The organism is Haladaptatus litoreus, from assembly GCF_900156425.1.
Classification (GTDB): Archaea; Halobacteriota; Halobacteria; order Halobacteriales; family Haladaptataceae; genus Haladaptatus; species Haladaptatus litoreus.
Window position 1 is genome coordinate 295738 of record NZ_FTNO01000005.1, and the last position, 24094, is coordinate 319831.

Consider the following 24094-nt stretch of genomic DNA (forward strand, 5'->3'; position numbering starts at 1 on the left):
CCGAACTGGACTACTGAGCGTAACTAACAGTTAGCATCGGACTCATCACGCCTCTAAACGACCCCCTTACAGAGGTGCCAACAAGAACTAATCGCCCTCCGTCGTACCTCCGACGATGAAAGCATCCGACTTACTTGTCGAGTGTCTCGAAATCGAGGGAGTCGAGTACGTGTTCGGCCTTCCCGGCGAAGAACTCGAAGACGTATTATTTTCGATTCGTGATTCGGACATCGAGTTCATTCCCGTGCGTCACGAGCAGGGCGCGGCGTTCATGGCCGACGTTCACGGGCGCGTGACCGGGCAGGCAGGGGTCTGCCTCTCGACGCTCGGGCCGGGCGCGACGAATCTCTTGACGGGGGTTGCAGACGCCCATCTCGACAAAAGTCCGCTCGTGGCAATCACGGGACAGGCCGGACTCGAACGACTCCACAAGGAGAGCCATCAGGCGCTCGAAATCCTTCACACCTACCGGTCGGTGACGAAGTGGAACGCACAGTTGAGCGACCCGGAAATCGTCAACGAATCGGTTCGGAAGGCGTTCAAACTCGCCGAGTACGAAAAGCCCGGGGCGACCCACCTCGAATTTCCGGAGGACGTGGCGGGCGAGGAAACTGACGCCGAACCGCTCGAACCGCGAAAGCAGGTTCGACGGCCCGACCCTGACCAAAAGTCCGTGGAGCAGGCCGCAGAACTGCTCGAAAACGCGAACCATCCGCTCGTCATTGCCGGAAATGGTGCGGTTCGGACGCGCTCCGCGAACAGCCTCCGCGAGTTCGTCGCGGAAACCGCGGTTCCGGTCGTCGGAACTTATATGGGAAAAGGGGCGCTCTCGGACGCGAACGACCACTCTCTTTTCACGCTCGATTCGGGGGAAAACGGCGAATCCGCGGACGCCATCTCGCGGGCGGACTGCATCCTCGCCGTCGGCTACGACATCGCGGAACACGACCCCGAGAAGTGGAACCCGAACCTCGACAAGAATATCGTCCATCTTGACCACGAACCCGCCGAAGTGTACGAACACTACAACCCTGACGTGGAAATCGTCTGTGACATTTCCGCGGGGCTCGACGCGCTGCTCGACAACGTCGATGTGGCCTGCCCCGAAGCTTGGTACCGCGACCAGCGCGAAGCACTCGTGGAGCAGACGACGAGCACGCCGGGCGAACCCGACCCCGTGACGGTACGGAACCTCCTGCCCATCCTCCGCGATGTGATGGCCGACGAAGACGTGCTCATCTCCGATGTCGGCAGTCACAAGATGGCCATCGCGCAGGCGTTTCCGACCTACGAACCGAACTCGGTCATCATCTCCAACGGACTGGCCAGCATGGGAATCGCGGTTCCGGGCGGAATCGCAGCAGACCTCGCGGTCGATTCGAACGTCGTGGTCGCGACAGGGGATGGTGGTTTCATGATGAACGCGGCGGAAATCGAGACGGCGACGCGACTCGGTTGTGGCTACACGATAGTCGTGTTCAACGATTCCGAGTATCGACTCATCACCGAAGAACAAGAAGAAGACCGCGAGGAACACTACGGCACCAAACTGACAAATCCGGATTTCGTGGCGTTCGCCGAAAGCTTCGGTATCGACGCGATTCGCGCGGAATCGTGGAACGAAATCGGAGATGCACTGCAATCCGCGGTCGAAAGCGACGAGATGATGCTGGTCGAAATTCCGATGTAGCGACCAACCATCGGCAGTTGGCTATCAGCATACATCCGCCATCGAACCTCGGCGACCCCGCCGTGGAACTCGGAGTGGAGAACAGCTTTCGAGTCGGGTCGCGGATAGTGAACGGATTGCGAGTACAGTGAAACGAGAGAAGTGAGGAAAGCGAAAGGCGAGAAAAGGGAGACGTGAGCAACCAAAAAGACGGTGAGCGACTGGTCAGTCGCTCACCGTCATGCAGTTGACTGCCGAAGTCGATTTTCCGGTTCCCAGAGCGAGTACGGCCCAGTGCCGAGAGCGAGAACGACGAGCGACGCGAGCAGTATGGTGAGATTAAGCGGGTTCGCCCCGGCGGTGACGATGGCGACGAGCATGATGCTCGTCAGTGCGAGCGCCGCGACTCGCCCGGCGATTCCCAGTAGAAGCATGACAGCAGATGCCGCCTCGACAGTGCCAACCACGAGAACCATCAGTTCGGGTGCCGGAATACCGAGGCTGGTGAAAAACTCTACTTGTCCGGCGTAATCCAAAAACTTGCCAGCGGCGGGAAGCGCGACGAGAAGGGCAATCAGCACTCGAAGGACGAGCGGAAGCCACGTTCTGAGTTGGCTCGTGACGCTCATTTTACACCCCGAATCGACCGCGAAGCATCGACAGCCCGGTTCGAACGCGCGACGGGCGACTGATGACTTCCATCTCCGTTTCGGTCAATTCGAAATCGAATATGTCGAGATTTTCTTCTAAATGCGCTCTGCTCGTTGATTTCGGAATCGTCACTACGCCCTCGTGCTGGACGACCCAGCGAAGCGCGACCTGCGCCGGGGTTTTGCCGTATTTTGTGCCAAGTGTCGCGAGGGGTTCATCGTGCATCGCCCCGCCGTGGGCAAGCGGACTGTAGGCCGTCAGCACCACGTCGTTTGCTTGGCAGTAGTCGAGCAGCTCACGCTGAGGGCTGTACGGGTGGAACTGTACTTGGTCGGTGAGAATCGGTGCATCTGCGCTCTCTTGCGCCGATTCGAGCTGTTCTGCGTCGAAATTGCTCACGCCGATATGTCTGGTCAGTCCGCGACTTCGCGCATCCGATAACGCACGCATCACTTCGCTGGTGGACGCTGCCGGATTCGGCCAGTGAATGAGCAGTAAATCGACGTACTTCGTTCCGAGTCGCGCCAGACTTTCGTGAATCGAGTCGATAATCGCGTCGTATTTCCGGTGCATCGGCCACACCTTGGTGGTCAGGAAGACCTCATCGCGGCTGACATCCGAATTCCGGATGGCCTGTCCGACCTGTCGCTCGTTTCCGTAGGCTTGTGCGGTGTCGATATGTCGATAGCCCAAATCGAGTGCTGTTGCGACCGCGTTTCGGCAGGTCGCGCCCTCCATTCGCCACGTTCCGAGGCCGATTTTCGGAATGTCCGTGTCCTGTATCGTCTCGTACTCCATGGATGGCAGTCGCTACCGAAGTGTAAATAGGGAATGGCGGACTGGTGCGGGAACCGATTCGAGGTGGCGTTTCTACTCCTCGCCGTCGTAGGACACCACCCGTCCCCACGAACTCTTTTTCCCCCACAGGCCGGAGCGCATGCACTCCAACTCGACGATTTGGGAGTTATCCACGAACAGGTTCACCTCGGGCCCAAAGTTCTTGATGTACCACTCGAACACCTCCGGGTCTGCGGCCTCGAACACGCAGTTTTCGATACCAACCTCGTTGGCGATAGCGAAGGCCACGTCGGTTCGCCACTCGCGCACCTGCTCCGTGATGCCTTCCGATTCGACCATGATTTTGTATGCTCCGGCGTCGAGATGGCGATTTGCCTCCCGAATCGCGCTCGCCGGGTCGATAGCCTCCTCGCTCTCCAGTTCTTCGACCGCCGAGGCCCCGCCAGCGCCGAACTGGACGTTGATTTCGGGTTTCGCCTTGAGGCCGTGGTCTTGCACCAGTTCGGTCAGCGCCACCAGATCATCGGTGTCGATGGCGATGAACCCCGAGGAAATTTCTACGATGTCGAAGCCGAGGTTTCCGGCTTCCTCGACGTACTGTTCTACCTTGTCGCTGTCGCGTACGAGAACGTTCTCGATGAATCCGCCCGTCGAAACTTGGACGTCGTAGTCGTGACACACCGAGATGAGTTCTTCCACTACGTCCTCGGGCATCAGGGCGAACGACCCGCCCGAGAACTTGTAGATGTCCACGTACTCGCCCATCGTGTCGAGGATGTCCTGTAGCTCGCGCGGCCCCATCGGGTCGTAGTACGGCCCGCGCATCTCTGTGATTCCCTTCTCGCGTGGTTTCGATTCGCGCTCGTTGACGTGCAGAAAGTCGAATGCTCTGTCGGTCATGAAACCCCCGAATCCGGTACGACGAACACCTACAAAAGAAGTGGGGCGGATAGAATAGTTCGACACCACTTAAATCAGTGTTCTCGAACGTGTGAAGTGAAACGAACGACGAGCAGTTCCCGACTCCACAGTAACCGCCTCCGCACCGCCACCGCAGTCTCCCCCGCTCCACCCCGCCAACGCGGGGTTGCGCTCACGGTTTGCTCCGCTCACCGTTCGCGCGAAGTGCGCTGGCGCATCCTTGTGATTGTCGAATCTGCCGTTCGACCATCCCTCTCAGCGTCGATTTTCACGGCGAAGAGTCGATTCCGTTGGTTCGCTTCCCCACAGGAGAACCGCCAGTTTGCTCTGGACACCCGGTACCGTAGCGTTCCAGATGCCACAGAACAGTGTCGCCTTCGTCAGGGACACACGCATCCGCGGTATCCTCGATAGGTGCGAAATCCCCTGCTGGCGGCCCACTCTGAACCGTCGAACTGGCCACATTTGTCCCAACCATCGCGCCGAAAACGACGCTGACCGCCAGCACGGAGAGCAAAACGACGCAGATTATGATCGTTTCGTGGTTCAACTTATTTATCTGATTACTCCCACTCCGCCGTCCGGACATACTCCTCCGAAAGAGACACTCGTCCTTTGTTATTCGGCGGACACCAGTACCGTACTCCGGATTACCGAAACGAAAAGCACGGCCATCTCTGTCGTGTCGTACAAAAAAACCGAAAACGCGATTGTGTGGGGAGAATTCCCCTCGATGATTCAGCGCCGAGTGTGCTGCGAGCTTATGCCTTCTGCTTCTGCTCGTTTTCGTTTTCAGCTTCGGAGTCCGCGTACTGGACGTTCGTGTTGTACTGCTCGTTTTCTTGCTCGGCCTCGGCTTCACCGTAGTACGCCTTAGCGACCGCGTAGCTCTGCTTGTTGGCGTTGGACTGCTTCACGTACTGCTTCTGGTCAACGTCGGAGTCAGCGTACTGCCAACTCGATTGTTTCTGCTCTACTTTTTTCCACCATTTGTCCTTTTTGTCGTGTTTGTCGGTTGCGGCGGCGGTTCCGGCGAACCCGGCGGCGAACAGCGCGCCGACGAGCGAGAGTGCGAGTAGTAGCCTGATTGCTTTCTTCATGGTTGTAACCTCGGCCAACGTCGGGAGCACCGTTGTGCCCCGTGTCGGCCAATTACTCGTGATGCCGCGACTGTATTTCAACCCACAGTACCGTTCAATTCAGCCGCCACCGGTGACGGGAATGGCTAACCTCGTATAAGCAATTAAAACGCCCGAGGAGCCAAATTTCGGCGGATAAACGCGAATAGATTTGGAAGCGCTTATCGAATATGCTCGTTCTACTCGCCGATATAATGACACTCAGGTGGTAACATTGACACCCCATCCACAATGTCATAGGTTACCAGGCAACAAAGACTATCCGAGTTAGTGAGAGATTAGCGACGAAAAATCAGTCGAGGAGCGCCACGAGGTCTGCGGCATCATGATTTTCGAGTTGCAGTATGGTGTCCACGATTCGTTCCCGCCGTGAGTGGTCGTATCTCGCTTCAGTCATCCGCTCGAACTTCGTCTCTATCTGCTCCCACGACATCGAGTTGTTTGGATGGCCCTCGAAATCGTCCTTTTCGACGCGGTGTGTCGTTCCATCCGCCATCGTTATTTCGATAATCGCTGGCATCTCGCCCGTCTCAAATCGGTCGGTCAACTCGTCGTCCTCCGCCACGTCCACGGTTCGAAGCAGTTCCTGCACGTCGTCGCGCTGGATTCGTTCGGGGTCGTACTGCGCGTTCGTCATCTCACGGTCGATGAGCGCCGCGGCCAGCATGTAGGGAAGAGAGTGGTCTGCCTGCGCCTTCGTCTCCACTTCGTATCGGCTTCCCTCCCCGCCGCCGATGATGAGTTTCGCGCCCGCGAAGGTGTCGAGATGAATCGAATCCACGTCTTCGGGGTCGATGTCCTCCCCTTCCGCCAGTTCGATGATGCCCTCGACGGCGGATTGGGCGTACGTCTCGGCAACGTATTTTTTCGTCATCACGTCGTGGACGCGCTCGCCCGGCGAGAAATCGACCTCGAAATCGCCGGAGACGATTTGTTTCCACCCTTTCTGGCCCTCGAACAGGTTCGTCGGCCCTTCGACGCCGCTTTTCGCCAGCATGGCCGAGTAGACGCCGTTTCTGGCGGCGTTCGCCGAAGCGATTCCTTTCCACTCCGAAATCCCCCCGGTTCGCGTCACCCGAAGGGCGTTGTGTGCGGTTCCCGCGATGCCGATTGCCGACCGAATTTCTTCCGAACCGAGTCCGAGCAGTTTCGCCGCACCCGCAGTCGCCGAGATGACCGTGTGAGTGACGTGGTCCCACCCCCGGTCACGAACCGGCGCGTTCCACGCGAGTTCGGCCTGTACCTCGTAGGCGATTCCAATCGCGGTGAGCAGGTCTTTCCCTGAACTGTCCTCGTACTCCCCGGCCGCGATTATCGCCGCGATATTGTCGCTAGGATGCGGCGTTTCGCCCGGCGCGAGAAACGAATCCATGTAGTCGAGATACCGGACGTATGCAGTGTTCAGCATGGTCGCATCCGGAGGAGAGGCCGCGCCGCCGCCCCAGAGTGTGCATCCCTCGCCGTTCATCTCCTCGACTGTCGCGCGAACTGCTTCGACTGGGTCTTCTCCCATCGCCCCCACCGCGATGCCAATCGAGTCGAGAACGCGCTTTTTCAGTTCATCGACGGTTTCGCCCGAGAGGTCGTCGAACTCAGTTTCGATGACGAACTCTGCGATTTCTGTTGTCGTCGTCATGTGAGGCCCCTGCAACCGGCACGACCAAAAGCACCCTTGGGCGTTCAGCGCGGTTCGTAGCGGAAAGTCGGCGTTACTCGGGTGACCAAAAACTGTCCGCGCCGTGGTCGTCTTGCCACGCGAACGCGAACAATCTCCGGGCCGGGAGTCGCGTCAGTTCGCGACCGTCCTCGCTTTCGCCGCTCGCCGCGTGCCAGCGGGTTCCGTCGGCGAAAAAGTACGGCCCCTCGTCGTGTTCGAACTCGTAGTCGGGGGCGGGATTTTGGTAGGCGTGAATCCCGTCGCCGGAAAGGACGACCACATCAATTTCGCCGATTGTCGCAGTAACAACGTCACCAGCCACCTCCACCCGAGGAAGGGGGAATCCGACTGCTTCGCCGTCGGATTCCACGCCGAGGACGACCGTTTTCGGGCCGAAGTCGTCACGATTCCATTCGCGCGAATCGCCGCCGCGGTGGGCATTCAGTCCGAACCCGTCGCGCTCGAAGTATGCCCGGTACGGTTCCTCGTCGTAGTCGATTGGCTCCGGGTCGTCGCCGGGGCCGCTCGCTTCGCTCTCGCCCCCCGGCGACTGGAGGACGAGGCCGTTCGGATACCGGTCGCGGTATCGTTCCCACGAAAGGAGTCCGGCGGGGAGGACGGTGAGCGATTCGCCACGGAGTTCACCCGCGATTGCCTCGCCGCTCGACTGTTTCCATTCGGTTTCCGTCTCGCGGTCGTACATCACGAAGTCGTCGTCCGCGAGCTTGCCCGAGACGCCGAACTGAAGCGTCTTCCCGTCACTATCACGGGAGTAGACGACCGCACTGCCACAGAGGGGACACCACGTCACCGCAATCGGCGTTCCTCCGGCCCGGTCGTTGACGATTTCGTGATAGTGGAGATACCGAATCGGATACGCCCTCGCTGGCCCCTCTTCGGGGGCGAAGACGACGACTCGGTCGTCGTCGTCGCCGTCGTACGCAGAACCGAATTCGGGGTCGTCCACGCTCGGAATCGCGTCGCGTGGAATGACCTGCCTGACGTTCATAAGCGGGGATTCCGCGTGATGAGATAAAAAATTGAGGAAGATGGCGTTTCCGGGCGGTTATTTCGGATACCGGACGTAGGGACCGGGAAGCAGCGCGCGGAGCGAAAACGACCGGCGACGACGCGGTTTTTCGTCCGCTTCTTCCTGCGTCATCTCGGTCGTTTTCGTCTTCTTCGATTTCGTTTCTGTGGCAATCATCATGTGTATAAAACACCTCATCGTCCTTTATTATGAACCGAATAACCCACCGACAGGGAACGACTGAATTTGAACATAGAACCGACTAATCGGTTACCGTGAACATTCTAGTGGGGGAATTTCGATGGTGCGTTCTCGGAGAAGTTGTCGCTCGCCGTTCGAGAACAGGTAAGTGGCGGCTATTTCCACCGAACGAACATTTTCGAAGATGAATCCAACGGGTGGCCCATTTTGCCGATGGGGACACCATCACACATATCTAACCCGAGTGAAATGTAAATGGTATGAAGTTCAGTGACGCAAGTTCCTCGGTTCGGGCAGTCCTCCTCTCCCGGCCTGCGACGATACTCCCAGTATTTTTCGCCGGGACGAGCGTCGGCATGGTCGCACAGTCGGTGCCGATCGTCGGCGTCGTGTTGGCCTATCTGCTCCTCCTCGGGTCGGGCCGCATCGAATCGGTTTTCACGACGATTCAGGGCATTGATTTCAACCAATCGACCCTGAGCGAGGCGGAAAGCGAGCGAATCAGGGAAGCGATGATGGAGTTGTTCACGCCGGAAGTAATCGCCATCCTCGTCCTCTCGGTTATCGGCGCAATCGTCGTAGGAATCCTCGGCCGCGCCATCGCAGAAGCGGCACAAGTTCACACGACCACGGCGGCGCTTCGAAACGAACCGGCACTCCTGTCGGGAGTCGCCGGTGCGAGCGACGACTGGTGGACGTTTATCAAACTCGCGGTCGTCCGCGTGCTTGCGTACCTCTTCTTGCTGACTCCGATTGGAATACTGGCGTACCTTTCAGTCACTGTTAGCCCTGCGCTCTTTCTGTTGGTCTTCCTTGGTGGCCTCCTACTGATTCCGGGCGGATTCCTCGTCTACCTCCTGTTCATGTTCGTTCCGCAGGCTATCGTCATCGACGGCGTCGGCGTCCGAACGGGAATCCGCCGGAGTGGACGCTTCGTGTGGAACAACAAAGCCCGCGTCGGAGCCTACTTCGTCGTCGTGATTGGCCTCGTGGGAATATTCGGCTTCGTCTCGTTTTTCTTCCAACTCCTCGGCGTTGGCCGCCTCCTCGGAATCGTCGTCGCGTTCTTCCTGCTACCGACGCTCGGCGTGCTGAAGACGGCGCTCTATCTCGATAAATCGCCCCTCGAACCCCGAGCGCGCGGGTCGGTTCGCGGCGCGTTCGGACGCGGACTCGGCGAACTCAAATCGTTCGTCTTCGGACGCCCCGGACTCGTCGTCGTTTCGACTGCGCTGTTCGCCGCCGGAACTGCTGGCGGCTGGCTCGCAACCAGTCAGTTCGCGCTCGAAAGCCTCCAGACCGACGTCTCCCAGAACGTGTTCGGTGCCCTCCCCGTCGATACATTCGTCATGCTGACGGCCAACAATTGGCTCGTCTCCATCTCCGCGGCGTTCTCCGGACTCGCGTTCGGCGCGCCGACGGTCATCGCACTCGTGTTCAACGGACTCATCGTCGGCGCTGTGGTCGGACTGCTTCCCGACACGTCGCTCGCCGTCGCGCTCATCGCGCCGCACGGTATCATCGAAATTCCCGCACTGGCGATTGCAGGCGCGCTCGGCCTCCACCTCGGCGGTTCAGCGTGGTCGTACGTTCGCGGTTCCGCGACTGCAACCGACCTCGCGGGAGAACTCGGCCGAGCGTATTACATCCTCCTCGGACTCCTCCCGGTGTTCGTCGTCGCGGCGTTCATCGAAGCGTTCGTGACGTGGTGGGTCGCCGCCGCGCTCACGTAAAGCAGGCAACCGTCACTGTGCGAGTTCGGCAAACTGATTCGTATCTTCGTCAGTCCCGGCGACGATGAGTTGGTCGCCCGCCCGAATCGTAAATCTCGGGCCGAGGTCGGTAATGACTTCGCCGTTTCGTTCGACTGCGATGACGGTACATCCCGTTCGAGAACGGATTTCGGCATCTCCGAGACTCTTCCCGACGAGGCCCGGTGCGGTCGTTCGGACGATGTCTACCTGCTTGTCCGGCGAGATGACTTCCTCCTCGTCCAGAATCGTCGAGGCGAGCATCCGACCGCTGACCGTTTCGAGTGCGAGGACGTAGTCCGCACCCGCGCTGTACAGTTTGCCGATGTTGTCCGTCTCGTTGGCCCGAGCGACGATTTCGACGCCGGGCGCGAGTTCGCGCGCGACGAGCGTGGCGAAAATCGTCGTCGTGTCATCGCCGAGCGCCAAAATAAGCGCGTTCGCGTGTTCGACACCGGCATCGCGCAGAACGTTCTCCTCGGTCACGTTCCCGATGACATCGACGCCGGGTTTCTCTTCACTATCGACCACGACAGGTCGCATGGCCGTCGATTGCATTTCGCTCTCGACCGTCGAACCGACTTCTCCGTATCCTGCAACGATGACCGAACTGCGTGCCGTATCGAGTTCGTTCGAGAGAGTCATCTCCTTTAAGCGTTCGAGTTGTGCCCCTCTACCCGCGACGAGCAGAATCGTATTTTCGTCCAGCAGGACATCGGGAGACGGTGAACTCTGGAACTCGCCGCGCCGCCAGAGGCCGATGATACTCGCCCCTGTTCGTTCGCGAATTTCACTTTCCGCGAGTTTCGTGTTCGCAACCTCACTGCCGTCTTGAATCGACAACTCGACGATTTGGAAATCCTCGCCGATGGTGACCGTCCCGCCGAGGTCGGTAGACACAGATGCGGTTACCTTTTCCGCGAGACTGCGCCCGAGGAGGTGGCGCGGGGAGAACACTTGGTCTGCTCCGGCGTATTCGAGATAGCTGGTGAGACTGGCATCCTCCACAAGGGTGATGATCCGCACGTCCGATGAAACTTCTCGAACCGCCAACGCGATACTGGCGTTTTGTTCGTCGGTCGCATCCGCGATGACCGAGTCCGCCTGCTGGACGTGAACATTTTCGAGTACGTCAGCGGATTCGGGGTCACCGTGAACGACGTTGACGTTCTGTTCGTACAAATCGAGGGCCGACTCGCGGTCGCTAACCACGATGACGTAGTCGTGGTTCCACGCCAGAAGTTCATCGATGAGCGTCTCGGCTCGTGGTGAGTAACCACAGATGACGACGTGATCGTCCAGTTCGTCCACAGAGGTCGGTGGACTCGCGCGTATCACCTCCTGTATCCACGGCGCGACGAACAGCGGCAAGGCAATGAAAATGAGAATGACACCCGTCATCTGCATCGCAATCATGAGAAATTTCATCTCCGAGGAATCCCAATAGATGGAGTCTATCCCGTATCCGGTCGTCGTGAACGTCTCGATGACGATAGCGAATGATTCGATGAAGCTCCGGTCGACATTTTCGAAGGTTCCCATCGCCCACGAATAGAGAAACGTGTACACGACGAGAATAGTGAAGAATGCGCTGATGTAGAGTAGCGCCCGTCGCCATTGTCGTTTCATTCTTATGTTCGGTCTATCACCCTATCCCCTTTACCTTGCCGCCTTTACCACAACAGCCTCCTGTGTGAGTGGGCATAGAATTATACCACAAACCGACACCAAAACCGCTGGATGCCCGTACCATCGTTCGTGTTCGCGTTTCTTTCGCACTTCCCGTATCACAACTCGTGCGGGCGATTGAACACCATTCGGTTCGTTATTCAGCGTAATGGCGAGCTATCGCGGTGCAATCGTGGATATGGACGGAACGTTGGTTCGGGGCGGCAGCCTCCTTCCCGGGGCAAACGAGGGGATACGAGCACTCCGAGAGAACGGGACAGACCTCCTCCTCTTTTCGAACAATCCGACACAACCACCCGAGCGGTACATCGAGCGACTCGCCGTACACGGCATTAGCATCAGCAAAGAGCAGGTGCTCACGTCGGCGCTCGTCACCGCCGAGTTTCTGGAAGCCGAGTACGGCGAACGCGACCTGTTCGTCGTCGGAGAGACGTATCTCTGCGACCTCCTGCGCGAACGGGGATTTACGGTACGTGACGACCCAGACGCCGCGGAACTGGTCGTCGGCTCTATCGACCGCGAGTTCGATTACGACGAACTCACGCGCGCACTCTGGGCGCTCGAAGACGGTGCACCCTTCGTCGGCACCGACCCGGACGTGACGATTCCGGCCTCGAAACGTCTCGTCCCCGGGTCGGGTGCCATCATCAACGCCATCGCGGGCGTTGCCGGGAGGGAACCGGAGCACATCCTCGGTAAGCCAGCGCCGGAAGCGGGAGCGGCGGCGCTCGGACGCCTCGGTGTTCGAGCGGAAGACTGTCTCGTCGTCGGCGACCGATTGGACACCGACATTGCGCTCGGGGAGCGTATCGGCGCGACGACGGTGCTCGTGCGGTCAGGAGTAACAACGCCGGACAGTCTCGACGAAAACGCTGTGCAACCGGAGTATATTCTCGACAACGTCGGACAGATTAGAGAACTGCTTGAAAACTGAACTGCTGATAGGAATCGAAAATTGGTGTTCGAAGCGTGAGATGGAGATTATATCAGCATCAGCGAGAGGATGCTAACCAGAACGAGCACCACGAGGACGACGCTCATTCCGATGCCCGCACTCAAGCGAACGCGGCCGTGGCCGGTAAGCCGACCGAGGGCAGAGTCGGGATGTTTGACGGCATCGGTCGAAACGCGTGACAGTTTCACTACCGCACGGTCAACGCCAGCGTACAGATTCGTCGTCCCGACGACCACTGCGCGAGTTCCGTACAATGCGAGTGGATTGTACAGGTTGTCGATGTCAGGGACACGACCGACTTTCTTGAGCGGTTTTTTCAGGAACACGTAGCCGACGGCACCGATAGCTGCCAGTATCAGCCCTTCTTCGATGTGCCCGAGAGTGTAGGTCGTGTAGTCGAACCCTTCCGTGGGAAGGATAGCGAACAGCGCCGAGGGGAACAATCCGTACACCACACACAGCCCAGCGACGAGAATCATGCCGACCGACTGCCCCCAGTTGGCGTCTTTTACCGAGCTATCGTACTCACCTTCGACGAAGGCGCTGTAACCCAGTTTGATGAACGAGAGGAAGGTTCCGACGCCACCAGCCAGTAGGAGATACCAGAGAATGTCGTAATGTTTCTTGTGCGCCGCCGCGAGAACCATCCCTTTCGAGACGAAGCCGTTGAATCCGGGGAATCCAGCGATAGAAAGCGCCGCGATGGTGAACGTGATGGCAGTAATCGGCATCTTCCCCGCGAGGCCGCCCACCTTCTTCAGGTTCTCCTCCCCCGTCCGGAAGATAATCACGCCGACGGTCATGAACAGCAGGCTCTTGTAGAGAATGTGGTTGAAGACGTGGCCGAACGCGCCGCCGGTTGCGAGCGCGCCGCCGATACCGACGCCAGCGACCATGTAGCCGACCTGCGACTGAATGTGGTAGGAAAGCAGTCGTCGCATGTCGCTCTGCAAGAGCGCCATGCTCGCGCCGAAGACGGCCATGAACGCACCCATGTACGCGATGGTGAGGTGACCGTCCGGGAACACCCGATACATTCCGTACACGCCGGTTTTGGTCGTGTAGACACAGAGGAAGACGCTCGCGGCGATGTGCGGTCGCGGGTAGGTGTCCGGAAGCCACGCGTGGAGGCCGACGAACCCGACGTTGACACCGATACCGATTGCGGCCAGGATTGGTGCAACGTCACCCGCCATACCGACATCGGCACTGGTCGCCGTGAACAGGAACGACCCGACTTCGGTGTAGTGCCACACCACTGCTCCGAGCAGGAGCGTCCCGCCAACGCCGTGCAGGAGTGCGTACCGGAAGCCTGCGCGAACTGCTCGACCACCGTAGTACCAGACAAGCAGGGTGCTGGTAATCGCCATCAGCTCCCAGAACAGGATGAGCGTGAGCCAGTCGCCGCCGAACACCGCGCCGAGGCTCGTCCCGACGTAAGAGAGCGCGAACGCGGTCTGAATCGAGTCCGCCTTCGAGTAGAACGAGTAGAGGACGGCGACTGCACCGATGAACCCGAAGATGAGTCCCATCAGCGTTGAGAAGCCGTCCACGTTGTACAGAACCGCGTCGAAACCGAACAGCGAGACGGGGAGGTGTTGGCCCTCCGGCGACAGCCAAACGTATGGAACGACGGCGGCCGTGGCCAGAATGCCGAGCGCGTGGCCGACTTTCCGACCGACGAACGGCAGTAAAATGGCGGCGAGCAGAACCGGAACGAACGGCGGAACGAGTGGGTCTACCATCAGACGGTCACCCCCGTAACGCCGGAGACGATGAGCCTAACGATTCGAAGGAAGACGGCGCTGCCGGGCACGATGCCGAGGACAATCGACCCGGCCGCCGCGAAGAGAATCGGTCCGAGCATGAACCACGTCGATTCGTCGCCGTTCCATCTACGGTGTTCCCACGCGAGGCTGTCGTCGTGACCGTGTTCCGGTCGAATGTGCGCCTCGGCTTCGCTCCGGTCGATGGCTCCTTGACCCTCGTGGTCGGGTGCGTATCCGTGGTCGTCTCGCTCGATAGAGTCGTCGTCGGGGGAACGGCCGCCATCGGTGGCCGTTCCGGCAGTTGCGTCTGCTTCACCGTATCGGCCGCCCAGCACGTTTTCGACGACCGGTTTCGGGTCGGCCTTCCCGGGCGATTCAAAAAAGGCGGTGTAGATGACCGGCCAGAAGTACGCGATGTTGAGCACGCCCGAAACGAGCAGTGCGCCGGTGAACACCACGTCCCCGGCGGTAACGGTTCCGATGAGCAGGTAGTATTTGCTGACGAATCCTGCGACCAGCGGGATTCCGGCCATCCCCAACGCCGCGATGCCGAAGGCGGTCATCGTCAACGGCATTCGCTTGCCGATACCTGCCATGTTGCTGATGTCGTCGGTATGCGTCTCGACGTGGATAGCTCCCGCACAGAAGAACAGCGTGAGTTTCATGAACGCGTGTGCGGGGATGTGGAGTAGACCGCCGACGAGCGACATCGGATTCAGCACCGCCAGTCCGAGGACGATGTACGAAAGCTGACTCACCGTCGAAAAGGCGAGTCGGCGCTTCAAATTGTCTTGTCGGAGCGCGATGATGCTCGCGGTGACGAGCGTGAACGCCGCGACGCTTGCCAACAACAAACCGAGGCCGAGGTCTGCGACCACGTCAGGCCCGTACACGTCGAGGATGACGCGGGCGATTCCGAAGACGCCGGATTTGACGACTGCAACGGCGTGCAGGAGTCCCGAAACCGGCGTCGGAGCGACCATCGCATCGGGAAGCCACGAGTGGAGCGGCATGAGCGCGGCCTTGACGCCGAATCCGGTCATCAACAGCGCGAACGCGGCACGAGCGAACATCGGGTCGGCGTCCGCCAAGTCGGCGATTCCGCCGGGCGTGAACGTCGTCGTGCCGGTCATCCAAAACACCAGCACCGCGCCAGCGAGTACCGCAACGCCACCGCCGAAGGTGTACGCGAGGTACTTTCTCCCGGCGGCGCGCGCCTCGTCGGTCTCGTCGTGCGCGACGAGGGGATAGGTCGCCACCGTGAGCAGTTCGTAGAAGACGAAAAGGACGAGCAGATTAGAAGCGAAAGCGACTCCCACTGCCGCGGAAACGCTGGCCGCGAACGCCGCGAAGTATCGCGTCTGGTCGTGTTCGTCTAAGCCGCGCATGTAACCGATGCTGTAGAAACTCGTCACCAACCACAGCAGACTCGCCAACAGGCCGAACAGGATGCCGAGAGCGTCGGCTTGTAAGGAAAACTGCACGCCCTGAACGAACGTTCCGAAGTCGGTGACGTACACGTTTCCGTCGAGGACGCCCGGAACCATGCTCGCCACGATACCGAGGTTTGCGACGGCCGCGAGGATGGTCCAAAATTCTCGAACGTTCGGCCGTCCTCGCGAGGCGAGAATCGGAACGATAGCGATAGCCGATACCAACACTGCCGCAAACGGTCTGAGGGAATCTATTTCTGTCATGCGAGAAGGCGTTCAATCGTTGGTTCGAGGAGCTGTCCGTACTCGAAAGCACCGAGGCCGAGAACGATGGCCAGCACTGCCGCCGCCAGAATCGTCGCTCGCATCCCCGTCGAGACAGGTGCTAGTTCGGCATCGGTTCCGTGTCCATCCGCAACGACGCTTGCGGCCATCTCGGTTTCCGCGGTTTCGACTGCTTCGGACGGTTTTGCGGGTTCACGGAAGTACATCCGCTCGACAATCCGGATAAAGTAGGCGAGCGTGAGAAGCGTACTCGCGAGGATAACGACCGCGAGCGGCCACGCTTCCGCTTCGACTGCACCCACCGCGATGTACCACTTCCCGACGAATCCGACTGCCGGGGGAACGCCCACCATCGCGAGCGCGAGGACGCCGAACACCGCCGCGCCGATTGACGAGCGCTCGGCGAGTCCTTCGTAACCGTCGATGGTGCGGTCACCGGTCGAGTTTGCGACCAGGCCGGTCGTCAGGAACAAGCCACCTTTCATGATGGCGTGGCCGACGAGGTGAATCATCGCACCCGTCAGCGCGGAGACGTTGGCGACTGCGATAGCACCAACGACGAGGCCGAACTGCGAAACCGACGAGTACGCGAGCATCCGTTTGATTTCGGTCTGCGTGACCGCGAGAACGCTTCCGAGGATGATGCTCACCACGGCACCCACCACGAGGACGGTGCGAGCGAACGAATTAGCGGCCAAGAAGTCCACGGTGAAAACCGAGAGGACGATGCGCATCAGCGCGTAGGCCGCGACGGTCGAGACGAGCGCGGAGATGTACGCACTCACCGAATCCGGTGCCCCGGCGTACGCCTCCGGTTGCCACGTGTGAACTGGGAAGACAGCCACCTTGACGAAGAGGCCAGCGACGAGGAGTCCGAAGGACGCCTGCACGAGCGTTGACGTGTACCCCTCCACCGCGAGTTGCTGTGAGAGGTCGGCCATGTTGAGCGTTCCCGTGGCGACGTAGGCGTAGCCGATTCCCAACAGGAACAGCGACGCGCCGACGGTTCCGACGAGCAGATACTTCAACGCCGCGAGCGCGGAGCGTCCGCCCCTGCCGCTTGCGACCAGCGCGTATGCCGCCAGCCCCGTGATTTCGAGGAAGACGTACATGTTGAAGATGTCGCCAGTGATGCTCATACCGGTCAGTCCGGCGACGAGGAGCAGGTACGTCGCGTAAAACGAGTTTGAACGCGGGCCCGCAACGCGTGCATAGCCAAGGACACCGAGTGCGACCACCGCGATGAGCACGACCATCGTCGCGGAAAGTCCGTCGATGACGAGTTCGATGCCGTAGGGTGCGGTGAACCCACCAACGACGTACTGGACTGGCTGTTCGCCGAACGCCCGAATCGCAATCATTCCCGCGGCACCGAGTTGCGCGAGCGACGCGAGCACTGCAATCGGCCACCCGGATTCCGACCGGACGAGTCCGGCGAGGAACACCATAATCGACCCGAAGATGGGGAGCGCGACCAGCAAGGGAGCGAGGTCATTCATCGGTGGTCACCTTCTGGATAGCCTCCTCGTTCAGCGTTCCGTACTCGTTGTAGATGCGGACGATGAGGCCGAGTGCGACCGCGGTGAGACTCACGCCGACAACAATGGCCGTGAGTATCAGCACGTGTGGAAGCGGGCTGACGTGCGGTTCCGGGGCGGTCAGCAGTGGGGGACTTCCTCCCTCGACGAACGCGGTGACGATGAAGAAGAGGAAAATCCCCGTCTGGAAGATGTTCATACCGATGACTTTCTTCACGAGGTTCTGATTTCCTATCATCATGTACGTGCCAACACCTAGCAGAGAGAACGCGACGAGGTAGTAGATTCGAGACGCGAGTAGGTCTATCATGCAGTCTCACCTCCGCTGTTCCGCATTCCGGCCGCGATGGCGAAAAAGAGGCCGGTGACGATGCTGGAAACGATGAGGCCGATGGCTAACTCCACGAACTCGATTCCGTATTTCGACGCGTGGTGGATACCGTAGACGGAGTACTCCAAGAATCCGCCGCCGAGTATCACCGAACCGACGCCAGTCAGCAAGAAGGCAAGAACGCCGATGCTGATGAGTGCGACCGGAAGCTTCGGGCCGACCCAGTCGCGCGTCGTTTCGATGCCGAACGCAATACCGAGCATGAGGATGACGGTGCCGACGATGACGCCGCCTTGGAAGCCGCCGCCCGACGTGTCGGCACCGTGGAACATGATGAACAGTCCGAACGTGAACACGAACGGCGTGATGACTCGGACAGTCGCCATGATGATGGGACTCTCGACGTAGGGTATCCGTGAGTCGTTCACCGCGGCCTCGTTACCCTCGTTTGTGTCTTCGTTCATTCGAACGCCTCCTTGTGGAGAACCAGCAACAGCCCAACGCCTGCCGAATAGACGACGACGGCCTCACCGAGCGTATCGAACCCACGATAGGACGCGAGGACGGCGGTCACAGCGTTTTTCACTTCCGTTTCCTCGTATGCATTTTCGAGATAGTACTCCGTTACCTCGTCGGTGGCGACCGCCGAGTCGGCGGCGCCAACCGGCGGAAGCGCGAACAGCGTCGTCGAAAGCACCGCGACGAGCGCGACCGCGACCCCCAACGCACGGAAATCGATGTTTTCGAGGGTCTGATTGTCCGTCGGTCGAACCGTCTTTGCGATGGTCAGCAGGAACAACACGGTCATCACTCCGGCACCGACTGCGGCCTCCGTGAGGCCCACGTCGGGCGCTCTGAGGAACACCCAGACGATTGCGATGCCGAGGCTGTACGCGCTGAACGCGATAATCGAACCGAGAACGTCCCGAAGGAGCGCCGTCGCGAGCGCACAGGAGAGGACGAACACCAGTAGTGCGATTTCTATCGCGCTCATGATTCGTCCTCATCTACGGTCCACGGTTCGATACCCTGTTCGGTTGCGGCACGAGTGATGGCGTGTGCGGCGGTTGGATTCGTGATGAACATGAACAACAGGAGCAAGACGACCTTCACGGTCGAGAGGTCGATGCCGAACGAAATTGCGACCGCCGTGAGCGTCAACATAGCGCCAAGCGTCTCGCTCTTCGACGTGCTGTGGGCACGCGTGTAGAGGTCTGGAAGTCGAACCAGTCCGATGACGGCGACGACGGCGAAGAAGACGCCGCCAGCGGCGAGCACGAGCACCGCGATTTCCCGTGGCGTCATCACAGGACACCTCCGCGTTCGACGGTGAACTTCGAGATGGCGATGCTCAACAGGAAGTTGAGCAGTGCGTACACGAGCGCGATGTCGAGCGCACCGGGTTCGCCGATAGCCGCCGCCAACAGCGCGATGACGATGACGACGTTCGAACCGATGACGTTGATGGCGATGACGCGGTCGGGCATCGTCGGGCCGCTGATGATGCGGTAGACGCCGACCAAGGAGGTGAGGACGAATCCCGCGGCGGCCGTCAACAGAATATCGTTGATGAGCGTCATCGAGTATCCTCCTCGTCCCTGTCCATTCGCTCAACCGGACTCGGAATGCGTGCGGCCGAGAGTCCGTAGAAAACGAATCGAACCGCTCGTTCGAGGGAACCGTCGAACAAATCCTCGCGTGAGCTACCGGTGAGCGTGTGGACGGTGAAATGTCGTCGAGAAACGTCCACCGTGAGGGTACCCGGAGTGAGGGTGATGCTGTTTGCGAGCGTCGTCACTGGCAGTTCAGACCACACGGCGGCGTCGAACTCCACCATTTTCGGGTCGATTGGAAGGTCGGGGTGGAGAACGACCCGAGCGATTTCGACGTTTGCTTTCACGATTTGCCACAGCAGATACGGGATGTACAGTGCGAACCGTCCAAGCCGTTTAATTGTCCGGATGGGGTGAACCGGGGTCGTAAGCGAGATGCCCCAAAGTGACACCGCGACGATACTGGCGGTGATTGCGCCCGTCGCGAGTTCGAACGGCGCAAGGGAACCTGCGAGCAGCAGGTAGAACAGATACGAGACGCTGAACAGAGAAAAGAACTGTGCGAGCGTCCCGCGTTTTACCAGCAGTGGACTCCGTCGTTCTCGCTGGACTGGTGCCTCTTCGACGGAGAGACCCGTCCTGCGGACTTCAGCCTCCAACGGTGGCAGGAGCGGCGCTGTTCCAATCGGATTGAACCCGGGGTCGAACACCGCACAGTCGAGGTCGTGGTCACGAGCGTACCGGACGAAAACATCGGCGTAATCTGCAGGGCTGAACAGGTATTCGCGGGCGCCGACCATCGTGGTTTCGAGGGTCACGTCGTCGGCATTGTCGCCGAGGTCTTCTTCGGCCCAAACGGCCACTCGGTCGAGAAGCGTGTGAGCCGTCTCCGTTTCCTTCGTCTCCGAATCGTACGTGAGTCGCTCCGAGAGTGGATAGACGAAGTGGATTGTTGCCGATGAACCGGTTTCGGTGGCACGTTCGAGAGCTTCCTGAACGACATACGCAACCGTGTTCCGGAGGGTTCTCGACTCTGAAACCGGGACCAGTAGCCGTGAACTGGTCAGCGTGACCACCTCGATAGAGGCGGGGTTGCTGTTCGAACGAGAGTAGGTGACATCGATGCTTCGCGTAACGTTTTGACCACACAGTTTAAAGGGTTTCTTTATCGAGTCAGTTTCGCCAATTCTCATCTGATAATCTGCGACCTAGTCAAAAAATCACCCCATAATTCGACGCAACGTGTGTAGAACGGACGGTATATTCCTACTTACGCGAGAGTAGAAGTCAACAGTTCGACATCCAATCGTCGGCCAGTGCAGTCCGGGTTGTACGGACTCTCGTATTCAACAGGCATATATTCCACGGATTCGAGAACAGGTACATGACACTCGAAGGAATTGACGAGTTAGACCAAACGATTCTTTATATGCTCCAGCGCGACGCGCGGAAAACGACCTCCAACGATATCGCCGAAGCCGCAGGCGTTTCTGCAAGCACAGTCCGGAACCGTATCGAGCGATTGGAGGAAAACGGGATTCTTCAGGGGTACGATGCTGATGTGAACTACGAACAAGCGGGCTACCAACTCTACACACTCATCATCTGTAGCGCGTCCGTCCGTAATCGGGAGGAACTCGCCGAAGCCGCACTCAACGTTCCCGGCGTCGTTCGCGTGACGGAAGTAATGACCGGGGAGAACAACGTCCACGTCAGCGTCGTCGGGAACGATAGCGACGATTTGAGTCGTATCGGACGCGAACTCGACGAACTCGGCTTGGAGGTGGTGGACGAAGACCTCATCAGAAACGAGTACACCTGTCCGTCGGATGACTTCAAATGCTGAAGAGGACATAATAGTAAATTTTGCCCGTATTTTTCCGATAGGCGCAGAAAATAAGCTACATTTATATTCGTTCATCTCTCAAAAGAGTTCAAGGTGCTTCTCGTAGCCGAGCGAGAACAATAGAGAACTATACCATGAGTCAGTCACAGAAGGATTCGATTAACGACACACGACAGACAGACAGTCCCGACGCGTGCATCGTCGGCGGTGACCACGTCGGCCGCGACGTTGCGACCAAACTCGTCGACAAAGGAGTGTCGGTTACGCTGGTGGATTCGATGCCACCGAGCGACCCACCCCCTGAACTGACGGTTCATCACGTCACATCGCTCGATGCGACCGAACTCCGTCACATGGACGTCCACGAAGAAACGACAATTTTGGCGATTAGTCCGAAAGACAGCGCAAATCTGTTGATAGCGCAACTGGCCCGGACGAAGTTCGGCGTCAACCGGGTCATCGCACGAGTGAACGACCCACAACGTGTGAGCGCATTCGAAGACCTCGACATCGAGGCAATCGACGCCACGGCCGCTCTTAGCCACGTGATTACGGAGCGATGGTAATGTCCACAATCGCAGTACAAGAGCCACCACAAGTTGTTACGCTCGATAACAGGAAGGGATTTCATATATGGTAAAAACGCTCGAACGGGACCTCGGACTCGGTGCAGTGTTCGCTATCAGTATCGGCGCGATGATTGGCAGCGGTATCTTCATCCTCCCCGCATTGGCACTCAAAATCGCAGGGCCAGCGGTGATTTTCGCGTACTTGCTCGCCGGGGTGTTAGTCGTCCCGGCCGCCCTCTCGAAATCTGAGATGGCGACAGCAATGCCCGAAGCAGGTGGCACGTACATCTACATCGAGCGCGGAATGGGGCCGATTTTGGGGACGATCGCGGGCGTCGGAACGTGGTTTTCCCTCTCGTTTAAGAGCGCGCTCGCACTCGTCGGCGGCGTCCCGTACCTCGTCCTGCTGTTCGACCTGCCGGTGAAACCCGTCGCCCTCGGACTGGCGGCGTTTCTCATTCTCGTAAACATGCTCGGCGCGAAACAGACCGGTAGACTGCAAGTCGGCATCGTCGTCATCATGCTCGCGGCGCTCGGCTGGTTCGTTGCGGGAAGCGCTGGAAGCACCCAAACGACCAACTACGAGCCGTTTTTTGTCGGAGGCTTGGAAGGGCTGCTGGCCGCAACGGGACTCGTGTTCGTCTCCTATGCCGGAGTGACGAAAGTCGCAAGTGTCGCGGAAGAAGTAGAAGACCCGGGGAAGAACATCCCGCTAGGGATTCTCGGGTCGCTTGCGTTCACGACGTTGCTGTACGTCGCAATCGTCGCCGTCATGGTCGGCGTAACCGAGGCAGGGAGTATCGCAGGGTCGGATACCCCGGTTGCGGTCGCCGCGGAAGCGACGCTCGGGCAAGCCGGTGTGTGGGCGGTCATCGGCGCAGCAATTCTCGCGCTGGTATCGACCGCGAACGCTGGCGTCCTTTCGTCGTCGCGATACCCGTTTGCCATGAGCCGCGACAAACTCGCTCCGCCCTCGTTCGCGACGATAAATGACCGTTTCGGCACCCCGGTTTCCGCTATCACGCTGACCGGCGTCGTCGTACTGCTACTCATCGCCTTCGTTCCAATCCTCGAAATCGCCAAGTTGGCCAGCGCGTTCCAGATTCTCGTGTTCGTGCTGGTGAACCTCGCCGTCGTCGCCTTCCGTCACGGAGCCGCCGATTACGAACCCGTCTTCGAATCGCCGCTCTACCCGTGGATGCAGGGCTTCGGCGTCATCAGCGGCCTCCTGTTGCTCACGCAGATGGGACTCGTCCCGCTCGTGGGAGCGGCGATTATCATCGTCGGGAGCATTATCTGGTATATAGTTTACGCGCGCCCACGCATCGAACGCGAGGGGGTCGCAACAGACGTTGTCCGTCGCCGAGTCGGCAAAAACGTCCTCGCCGAAACGGAGACGCTAATGACGGGAGAATCGGTCACCGAACGGAACGGGAACGAGATACTGGTCGCACTGACACGAGACGTAGAATTGGAGCGCGAGCGGTCGCTACTGCGGCTTGCGGCCGACCTCGCCAGGCCAGACGACGGCCGCTTGATCGTCGTTCGGTTCGACGAAGTCCCCGACCAAGCACCGCTCGACCATGCCGCAGAAGTCCAGTCGCCGGCGGACGTTCGCTTCGAAGAACAGACCGACACGCTCGCCGACGAACTGGATGTCGAGGTCGAGTACGGTGAAATCGTCAGTCACGACACGAAGCGCGCTATCGTCAATTTCGCGAGCGAGCGCGACGTATCCGCAGTCGTCGCAGAACACGAACGACTGCGTCTGCGGTCGCGGCTGTTGGCCGACCCAATCGACTGGGTCGTTCGACACGCTCCGTGTGACGTGCTGTTGGTCGAAAATCGCGGGTACGACCGACCACAGCAGGTCGTGCTCTCCAGCGAGGGTGGCCCGTATGACCCGACGACGGTCGCCGTGGCCGACGCCATCGCGCGTGAAACTGGCGGGCGCGTCACCCTCCAGTTCAGCATGGCGGACGGCCAATCAAATCAGCGCCAACAGACGATAGAGGAGTATCAGGCGGAACTCGCCGAACTGCTCTCCGCGTCGGTGTCCGCAAACGTCGTCCGGTCGGACGGCGGCGACAACATCCCGAATCCGGAGGTCGTCATCCGTCGCGGCGTCGTCACCCGAGTATGGGGCGGAAGCGACTCGCAGGAGCGCACCGCCGTCGATTGCACCGAGGTAACGGTCTATCCACACGAATCGCGTCGTCCCGGCCTCTTACGTCGGTTGGTAGACCGAATCGTCTTCTAGCCGCCGTCGGCATTTTTTCTCTAGACCTCTGTCACGACCGAACGGCATC

General features: G+C 59.5%; 24 protein-coding genes. 6 read left to right on the plus strand and 18 right to left on the minus strand.

Going from position 1 to position 24094, the window contains the following annotated elements; all coding sequences use genetic code 11:
- The first annotated feature begins 115 nt into the window (after positions 1-115).
- Positions 116-1690 (plus strand): acetolactate synthase large subunit, encoded by a 1575-nt coding sequence (locus BW974_RS19485; RefSeq protein WP_076432053.1) that lies wholly within the window; start codon positions 116-118, stop codon positions 1688-1690.
- Between the two features lie 218 nt (positions 1691-1908).
- Here the strand turns inward: BW974_RS19485 and BW974_RS19490 are convergent, their stop codons facing one another.
- From BW974_RS19490 to BW974_RS25865, 8 genes are all read right to left on the minus strand, one after another.
- Positions 1909-2298 carry a DoxX family protein gene (locus tag BW974_RS19490; protein WP_076432055.1) on the minus strand — a complete coding sequence of 130 codons (390 nt, stop codon included), beginning with the start codon at positions 2296-2298 and terminating at the stop codon, positions 1909-1911.
- Between the two features lies 1 nt (position 2299).
- A complete protein-coding gene (locus BW974_RS19495) occupies positions 2300-3118 on the minus strand; it encodes an aldo/keto reductase (RefSeq protein WP_076432057.1) in 819 nt (272 codons plus the stop codon).
- A 72-nt stretch (positions 3119-3190) separates the two neighbouring features.
- Positions 3191-4018 (minus strand): phosphosulfolactate synthase, encoded by an 828-nt coding sequence (locus BW974_RS19500; protein ID WP_076432059.1) that lies wholly within the window; start codon positions 4016-4018, stop codon positions 3191-3193.
- 289 nt (positions 4019-4307) lie between these two features.
- Complete coding sequence (locus BW974_RS19505; RefSeq protein ID WP_139328943.1) at positions 4308-4628, minus strand: hypothetical protein; 321 nt, start codon at positions 4626-4628, stop codon at positions 4308-4310.
- Positions 4629-4800: 172 nt separating this feature from the next.
- On the minus strand, positions 4801-5139 hold the full coding sequence (locus BW974_RS19510) for a hypothetical protein (RefSeq protein ID WP_076432063.1): 339 nt from the start codon (positions 5137-5139) through the stop codon (positions 4801-4803).
- A 331-nt stretch (positions 5140-5470) separates the two neighbouring features.
- Positions 5471-6814, minus strand: a complete 1344-nt coding sequence (locus tag BW974_RS19515) for an MmgE/PrpD family protein (protein WP_076432065.1) — start codon at positions 6812-6814, stop codon at positions 5471-5473.
- Between the two features lie 73 nt (positions 6815-6887).
- Positions 6888-7844 carry a DUF3179 domain-containing protein gene (locus BW974_RS19520; RefSeq protein WP_076432067.1) on the minus strand — a complete coding sequence of 319 codons (957 nt, stop codon included), beginning with the start codon at positions 7842-7844 and terminating at the stop codon, positions 6888-6890.
- Positions 7845-7901: 57 nt separating this feature from the next.
- On the minus strand, positions 7902-8045 hold the full coding sequence (locus tag BW974_RS25865; RefSeq protein WP_175609747.1) for a hypothetical protein: 144 nt from the start codon (positions 8043-8045) through the stop codon (positions 7902-7904).
- 281 nt (positions 8046-8326) lie between these two features.
- On the opposite strand from BW974_RS25865, the gene BW974_RS19525 reads away from it, so the two are divergent.
- Positions 8327-9799, plus strand: a complete 1473-nt coding sequence (locus BW974_RS19525; RefSeq protein ID WP_076432069.1) for a stage II sporulation protein M — start codon at positions 8327-8329, stop codon at positions 9797-9799.
- 12 nt (positions 9800-9811) lie between these two features.
- Here the strand turns inward: BW974_RS19525 and BW974_RS19530 are convergent, their stop codons facing one another.
- Entirely contained in the window at positions 9812-11446 is a 1635-nt protein-coding gene (locus BW974_RS19530; RefSeq protein ID WP_076432071.1) for a potassium channel family protein, read from the minus strand.
- A 208-nt stretch (positions 11447-11654) separates the two neighbouring features.
- Here BW974_RS19530 and BW974_RS19535 point away from each other — a divergent pair, with 208 nt between their 5' ends.
- Positions 11655-12440, plus strand: coding sequence for an HAD-IIA family hydrolase (locus tag BW974_RS19535; protein ID WP_076432073.1), 786 nt, complete (start codon positions 11655-11657; stop codon positions 12438-12440).
- Positions 12441-12487: 47 nt separating this feature from the next.
- On the opposite strand, the gene BW974_RS19540 is transcribed toward BW974_RS19535, so the two are convergent.
- Genes BW974_RS19540 through BW974_RS19580 form a run of 9 tightly spaced genes read right to left on the minus strand, consistent with a single transcriptional unit; the run spans position 12488 to position 20437 of the window.
- The gene (locus tag BW974_RS19540; protein ID WP_076432075.1) at positions 12488-14206 is read right to left on the minus strand and encodes a Na(+)/H(+) antiporter subunit D; all 1719 of its coding nucleotides are present in this window, start codon (positions 14204-14206) and stop codon (positions 12488-12490) included.
- The gene (locus BW974_RS19545) at positions 14206-15927 is read right to left on the minus strand and encodes a cation:proton antiporter (RefSeq protein WP_076432077.1); all 1722 of its coding nucleotides are present in this window, start codon (positions 15925-15927) and stop codon (positions 14206-14208) included. The genes BW974_RS19540 and BW974_RS19545 overlap by 1 nt, the downstream gene beginning before the upstream one ends.
- Positions 15924-17447, minus strand: a complete 1524-nt coding sequence (locus BW974_RS19550; RefSeq protein WP_076432079.1) for a monovalent cation/H+ antiporter subunit D family protein — start codon at positions 17445-17447, stop codon at positions 15924-15926. Before BW974_RS19550 ends, BW974_RS19545 begins: the two co-directional genes overlap by 4 nt.
- Complete coding sequence (locus BW974_RS19555) at positions 17440-17796, minus strand: cation:proton antiporter subunit C (RefSeq protein ID WP_076432081.1); 357 nt, start codon at positions 17794-17796, stop codon at positions 17440-17442. The genes BW974_RS19550 and BW974_RS19555 overlap by 8 nt, the downstream gene beginning before the upstream one ends.
- A complete protein-coding gene (locus BW974_RS19560) occupies positions 17793-18281 on the minus strand; it encodes an MnhB domain-containing protein (protein ID WP_076432083.1) in 489 nt (162 codons plus the stop codon). Before BW974_RS19560 ends, BW974_RS19555 begins: the two co-directional genes overlap by 4 nt.
- On the minus strand, positions 18278-18811 hold the full coding sequence (locus BW974_RS19565) for a DUF4040 domain-containing protein (protein ID WP_076432085.1): 534 nt from the start codon (positions 18809-18811) through the stop codon (positions 18278-18280). Before BW974_RS19565 ends, BW974_RS19560 begins: the two co-directional genes overlap by 4 nt.
- Positions 18808-19122, minus strand: a complete 315-nt coding sequence (gene mnhG, locus BW974_RS19570; RefSeq protein ID WP_049972383.1) for a monovalent cation/H(+) antiporter subunit G — start codon at positions 19120-19122, stop codon at positions 18808-18810. Before mnhG ends, BW974_RS19565 begins: the two co-directional genes overlap by 4 nt.
- Positions 19122-19397, minus strand: coding sequence for a cation:proton antiporter (locus BW974_RS19575; RefSeq protein ID WP_049972384.1), 276 nt, complete (start codon positions 19395-19397; stop codon positions 19122-19124). Before BW974_RS19575 ends, mnhG begins: the two co-directional genes overlap by 1 nt.
- Positions 19394-20437 carry a monovalent cation/H+ antiporter subunit E gene (locus BW974_RS19580; protein WP_175609750.1) on the minus strand — a complete coding sequence of 348 codons (1044 nt, stop codon included), beginning with the start codon at positions 20435-20437 and terminating at the stop codon, positions 19394-19396. The genes BW974_RS19575 and BW974_RS19580 overlap by 4 nt, the downstream gene beginning before the upstream one ends.
- A gap of 317 nt (positions 20438-20754) precedes the next feature.
- Between BW974_RS19580 and BW974_RS19585 the strand changes: the two genes are divergently transcribed.
- The 3 genes from BW974_RS19585 (at position 20755) to BW974_RS19595 (ending at position 24045) form a co-directional block, all read left to right on the plus strand.
- The gene (locus tag BW974_RS19585; RefSeq protein ID WP_049972385.1) at positions 20755-21216 is read left to right on the plus strand and encodes an Lrp/AsnC family transcriptional regulator; all 462 of its coding nucleotides are present in this window, start codon (positions 20755-20757) and stop codon (positions 21214-21216) included.
- Between the two features lie 134 nt (positions 21217-21350).
- Positions 21351-21782, plus strand: a complete 432-nt coding sequence (locus BW974_RS19590; RefSeq protein ID WP_076432087.1) for an NAD-binding protein — start codon at positions 21351-21353, stop codon at positions 21780-21782.
- Between the two features lie 67 nt (positions 21783-21849).
- Complete coding sequence (locus tag BW974_RS19595) at positions 21850-24045, plus strand: amino acid permease (RefSeq protein ID WP_076432089.1); 2196 nt, start codon at positions 21850-21852, stop codon at positions 24043-24045.
- Positions 24046-24094: the final 49 nt, after the last annotated feature.

What these genes read in the sequence shown, in the direction of transcription:
- BW974_RS19485 (WP_076432053.1), top strand. Translation starts at nt 116, where the DNA reads ATGAAAGCATCCGACTTACTTGTCGAGTGTCTCGAAATCGAGGGAGTC.
- BW974_RS19545 (WP_076432077.1), bottom strand. Translation starts at nt 15,927, where the DNA reads ATGACAGAAATAGATTCCCTCAGACCGTTTGCGGCAGTGTTGGTATCG.
- BW974_RS19500 (WP_076432059.1), bottom strand. Translation starts at nt 4,018, where the DNA reads ATGACCGACAGAGCATTCGACTTTCTGCACGTCAACGAGCGCGAATCG.
- BW974_RS19525 (WP_076432069.1), top strand. Translation starts at nt 8,327, where the DNA reads ATGAAGTTCAGTGACGCAAGTTCCTCGGTTCGGGCAGTCCTCCTCTCC.
- BW974_RS25865 (WP_175609747.1), bottom strand. Translation starts at nt 8,045, where the DNA reads ATGATGATTGCCACAGAAACGAAATCGAAGAAGACGAAAACGACCGAG.
- BW974_RS19560 (WP_076432083.1), bottom strand. Translation starts at nt 18,281, where the DNA reads ATGAACGAAGACACAAACGAGGGTAACGAGGCCGCGGTGAACGACTCA.
- mnhG (WP_049972383.1), bottom strand. Translation starts at nt 19,122, where the DNA reads ATGACGCCACGGGAAATCGCGGTGCTCGTGCTCGCCGCTGGCGGCGTC.
- BW974_RS19495 (WP_076432057.1), bottom strand. Translation starts at nt 3,118, where the DNA reads ATGGAGTACGAGACGATACAGGACACGGACATTCCGAAAATCGGCCTC.
- BW974_RS19565 (WP_076432085.1), bottom strand. Translation starts at nt 18,811, where the DNA reads ATGAGCGCGATAGAAATCGCACTACTGGTGTTCGTCCTCTCCTGTGCG.
- BW974_RS19540 (WP_076432075.1), bottom strand. Translation starts at nt 14,206, where the DNA reads ATGGTAGACCCACTCGTTCCGCCGTTCGTTCCGGTTCTGCTCGCCGCC.
- BW974_RS19550 (WP_076432079.1), bottom strand. Translation starts at nt 17,447, where the DNA reads ATGAATGACCTCGCTCCCTTGCTGGTCGCGCTCCCCATCTTCGGGTCG.
- BW974_RS19520 (WP_076432067.1), bottom strand. Translation starts at nt 7,844, where the DNA reads ATGAACGTCAGGCAGGTCATTCCACGCGACGCGATTCCGAGCGTGGAC.
- BW974_RS19595 (WP_076432089.1), top strand. Translation starts at nt 21,850, where the DNA reads ATGGTAAAAACGCTCGAACGGGACCTCGGACTCGGTGCAGTGTTCGCT.
- BW974_RS19535 (WP_076432073.1), top strand. Translation starts at nt 11,655, where the DNA reads ATGGCGAGCTATCGCGGTGCAATCGTGGATATGGACGGAACGTTGGTT.
- BW974_RS19575 (WP_049972384.1), bottom strand. Translation starts at nt 19,397, where the DNA reads ATGACGCTCATCAACGATATTCTGTTGACGGCCGCCGCGGGATTCGTC.
- BW974_RS19585 (WP_049972385.1), top strand. Translation starts at nt 20,755, where the DNA reads ATGACACTCGAAGGAATTGACGAGTTAGACCAAACGATTCTTTATATG.
- BW974_RS19590 (WP_076432087.1), top strand. Translation starts at nt 21,351, where the DNA reads ATGAGTCAGTCACAGAAGGATTCGATTAACGACACACGACAGACAGAC.
- BW974_RS19510 (WP_076432063.1), bottom strand. Translation starts at nt 5,139, where the DNA reads ATGAAGAAAGCAATCAGGCTACTACTCGCACTCTCGCTCGTCGGCGCG.
- BW974_RS19530 (WP_076432071.1), bottom strand. Translation starts at nt 11,446, where the DNA reads ATGAAACGACAATGGCGACGGGCGCTACTCTACATCAGCGCATTCTTC.
- BW974_RS19490 (WP_076432055.1), bottom strand. Translation starts at nt 2,298, where the DNA reads ATGAGCGTCACGAGCCAACTCAGAACGTGGCTTCCGCTCGTCCTTCGA.
- BW974_RS19555 (WP_076432081.1), bottom strand. Translation starts at nt 17,796, where the DNA reads ATGATAGACCTACTCGCGTCTCGAATCTACTACCTCGTCGCGTTCTCT.
- BW974_RS19505 (WP_139328943.1), bottom strand. Translation starts at nt 4,628, where the DNA reads ATGTCCGGACGGCGGAGTGGGAGTAATCAGATAAATAAGTTGAACCAC.
- BW974_RS19515 (WP_076432065.1), bottom strand. Translation starts at nt 6,814, where the DNA reads ATGACGACGACAACAGAAATCGCAGAGTTCGTCATCGAAACTGAGTTC.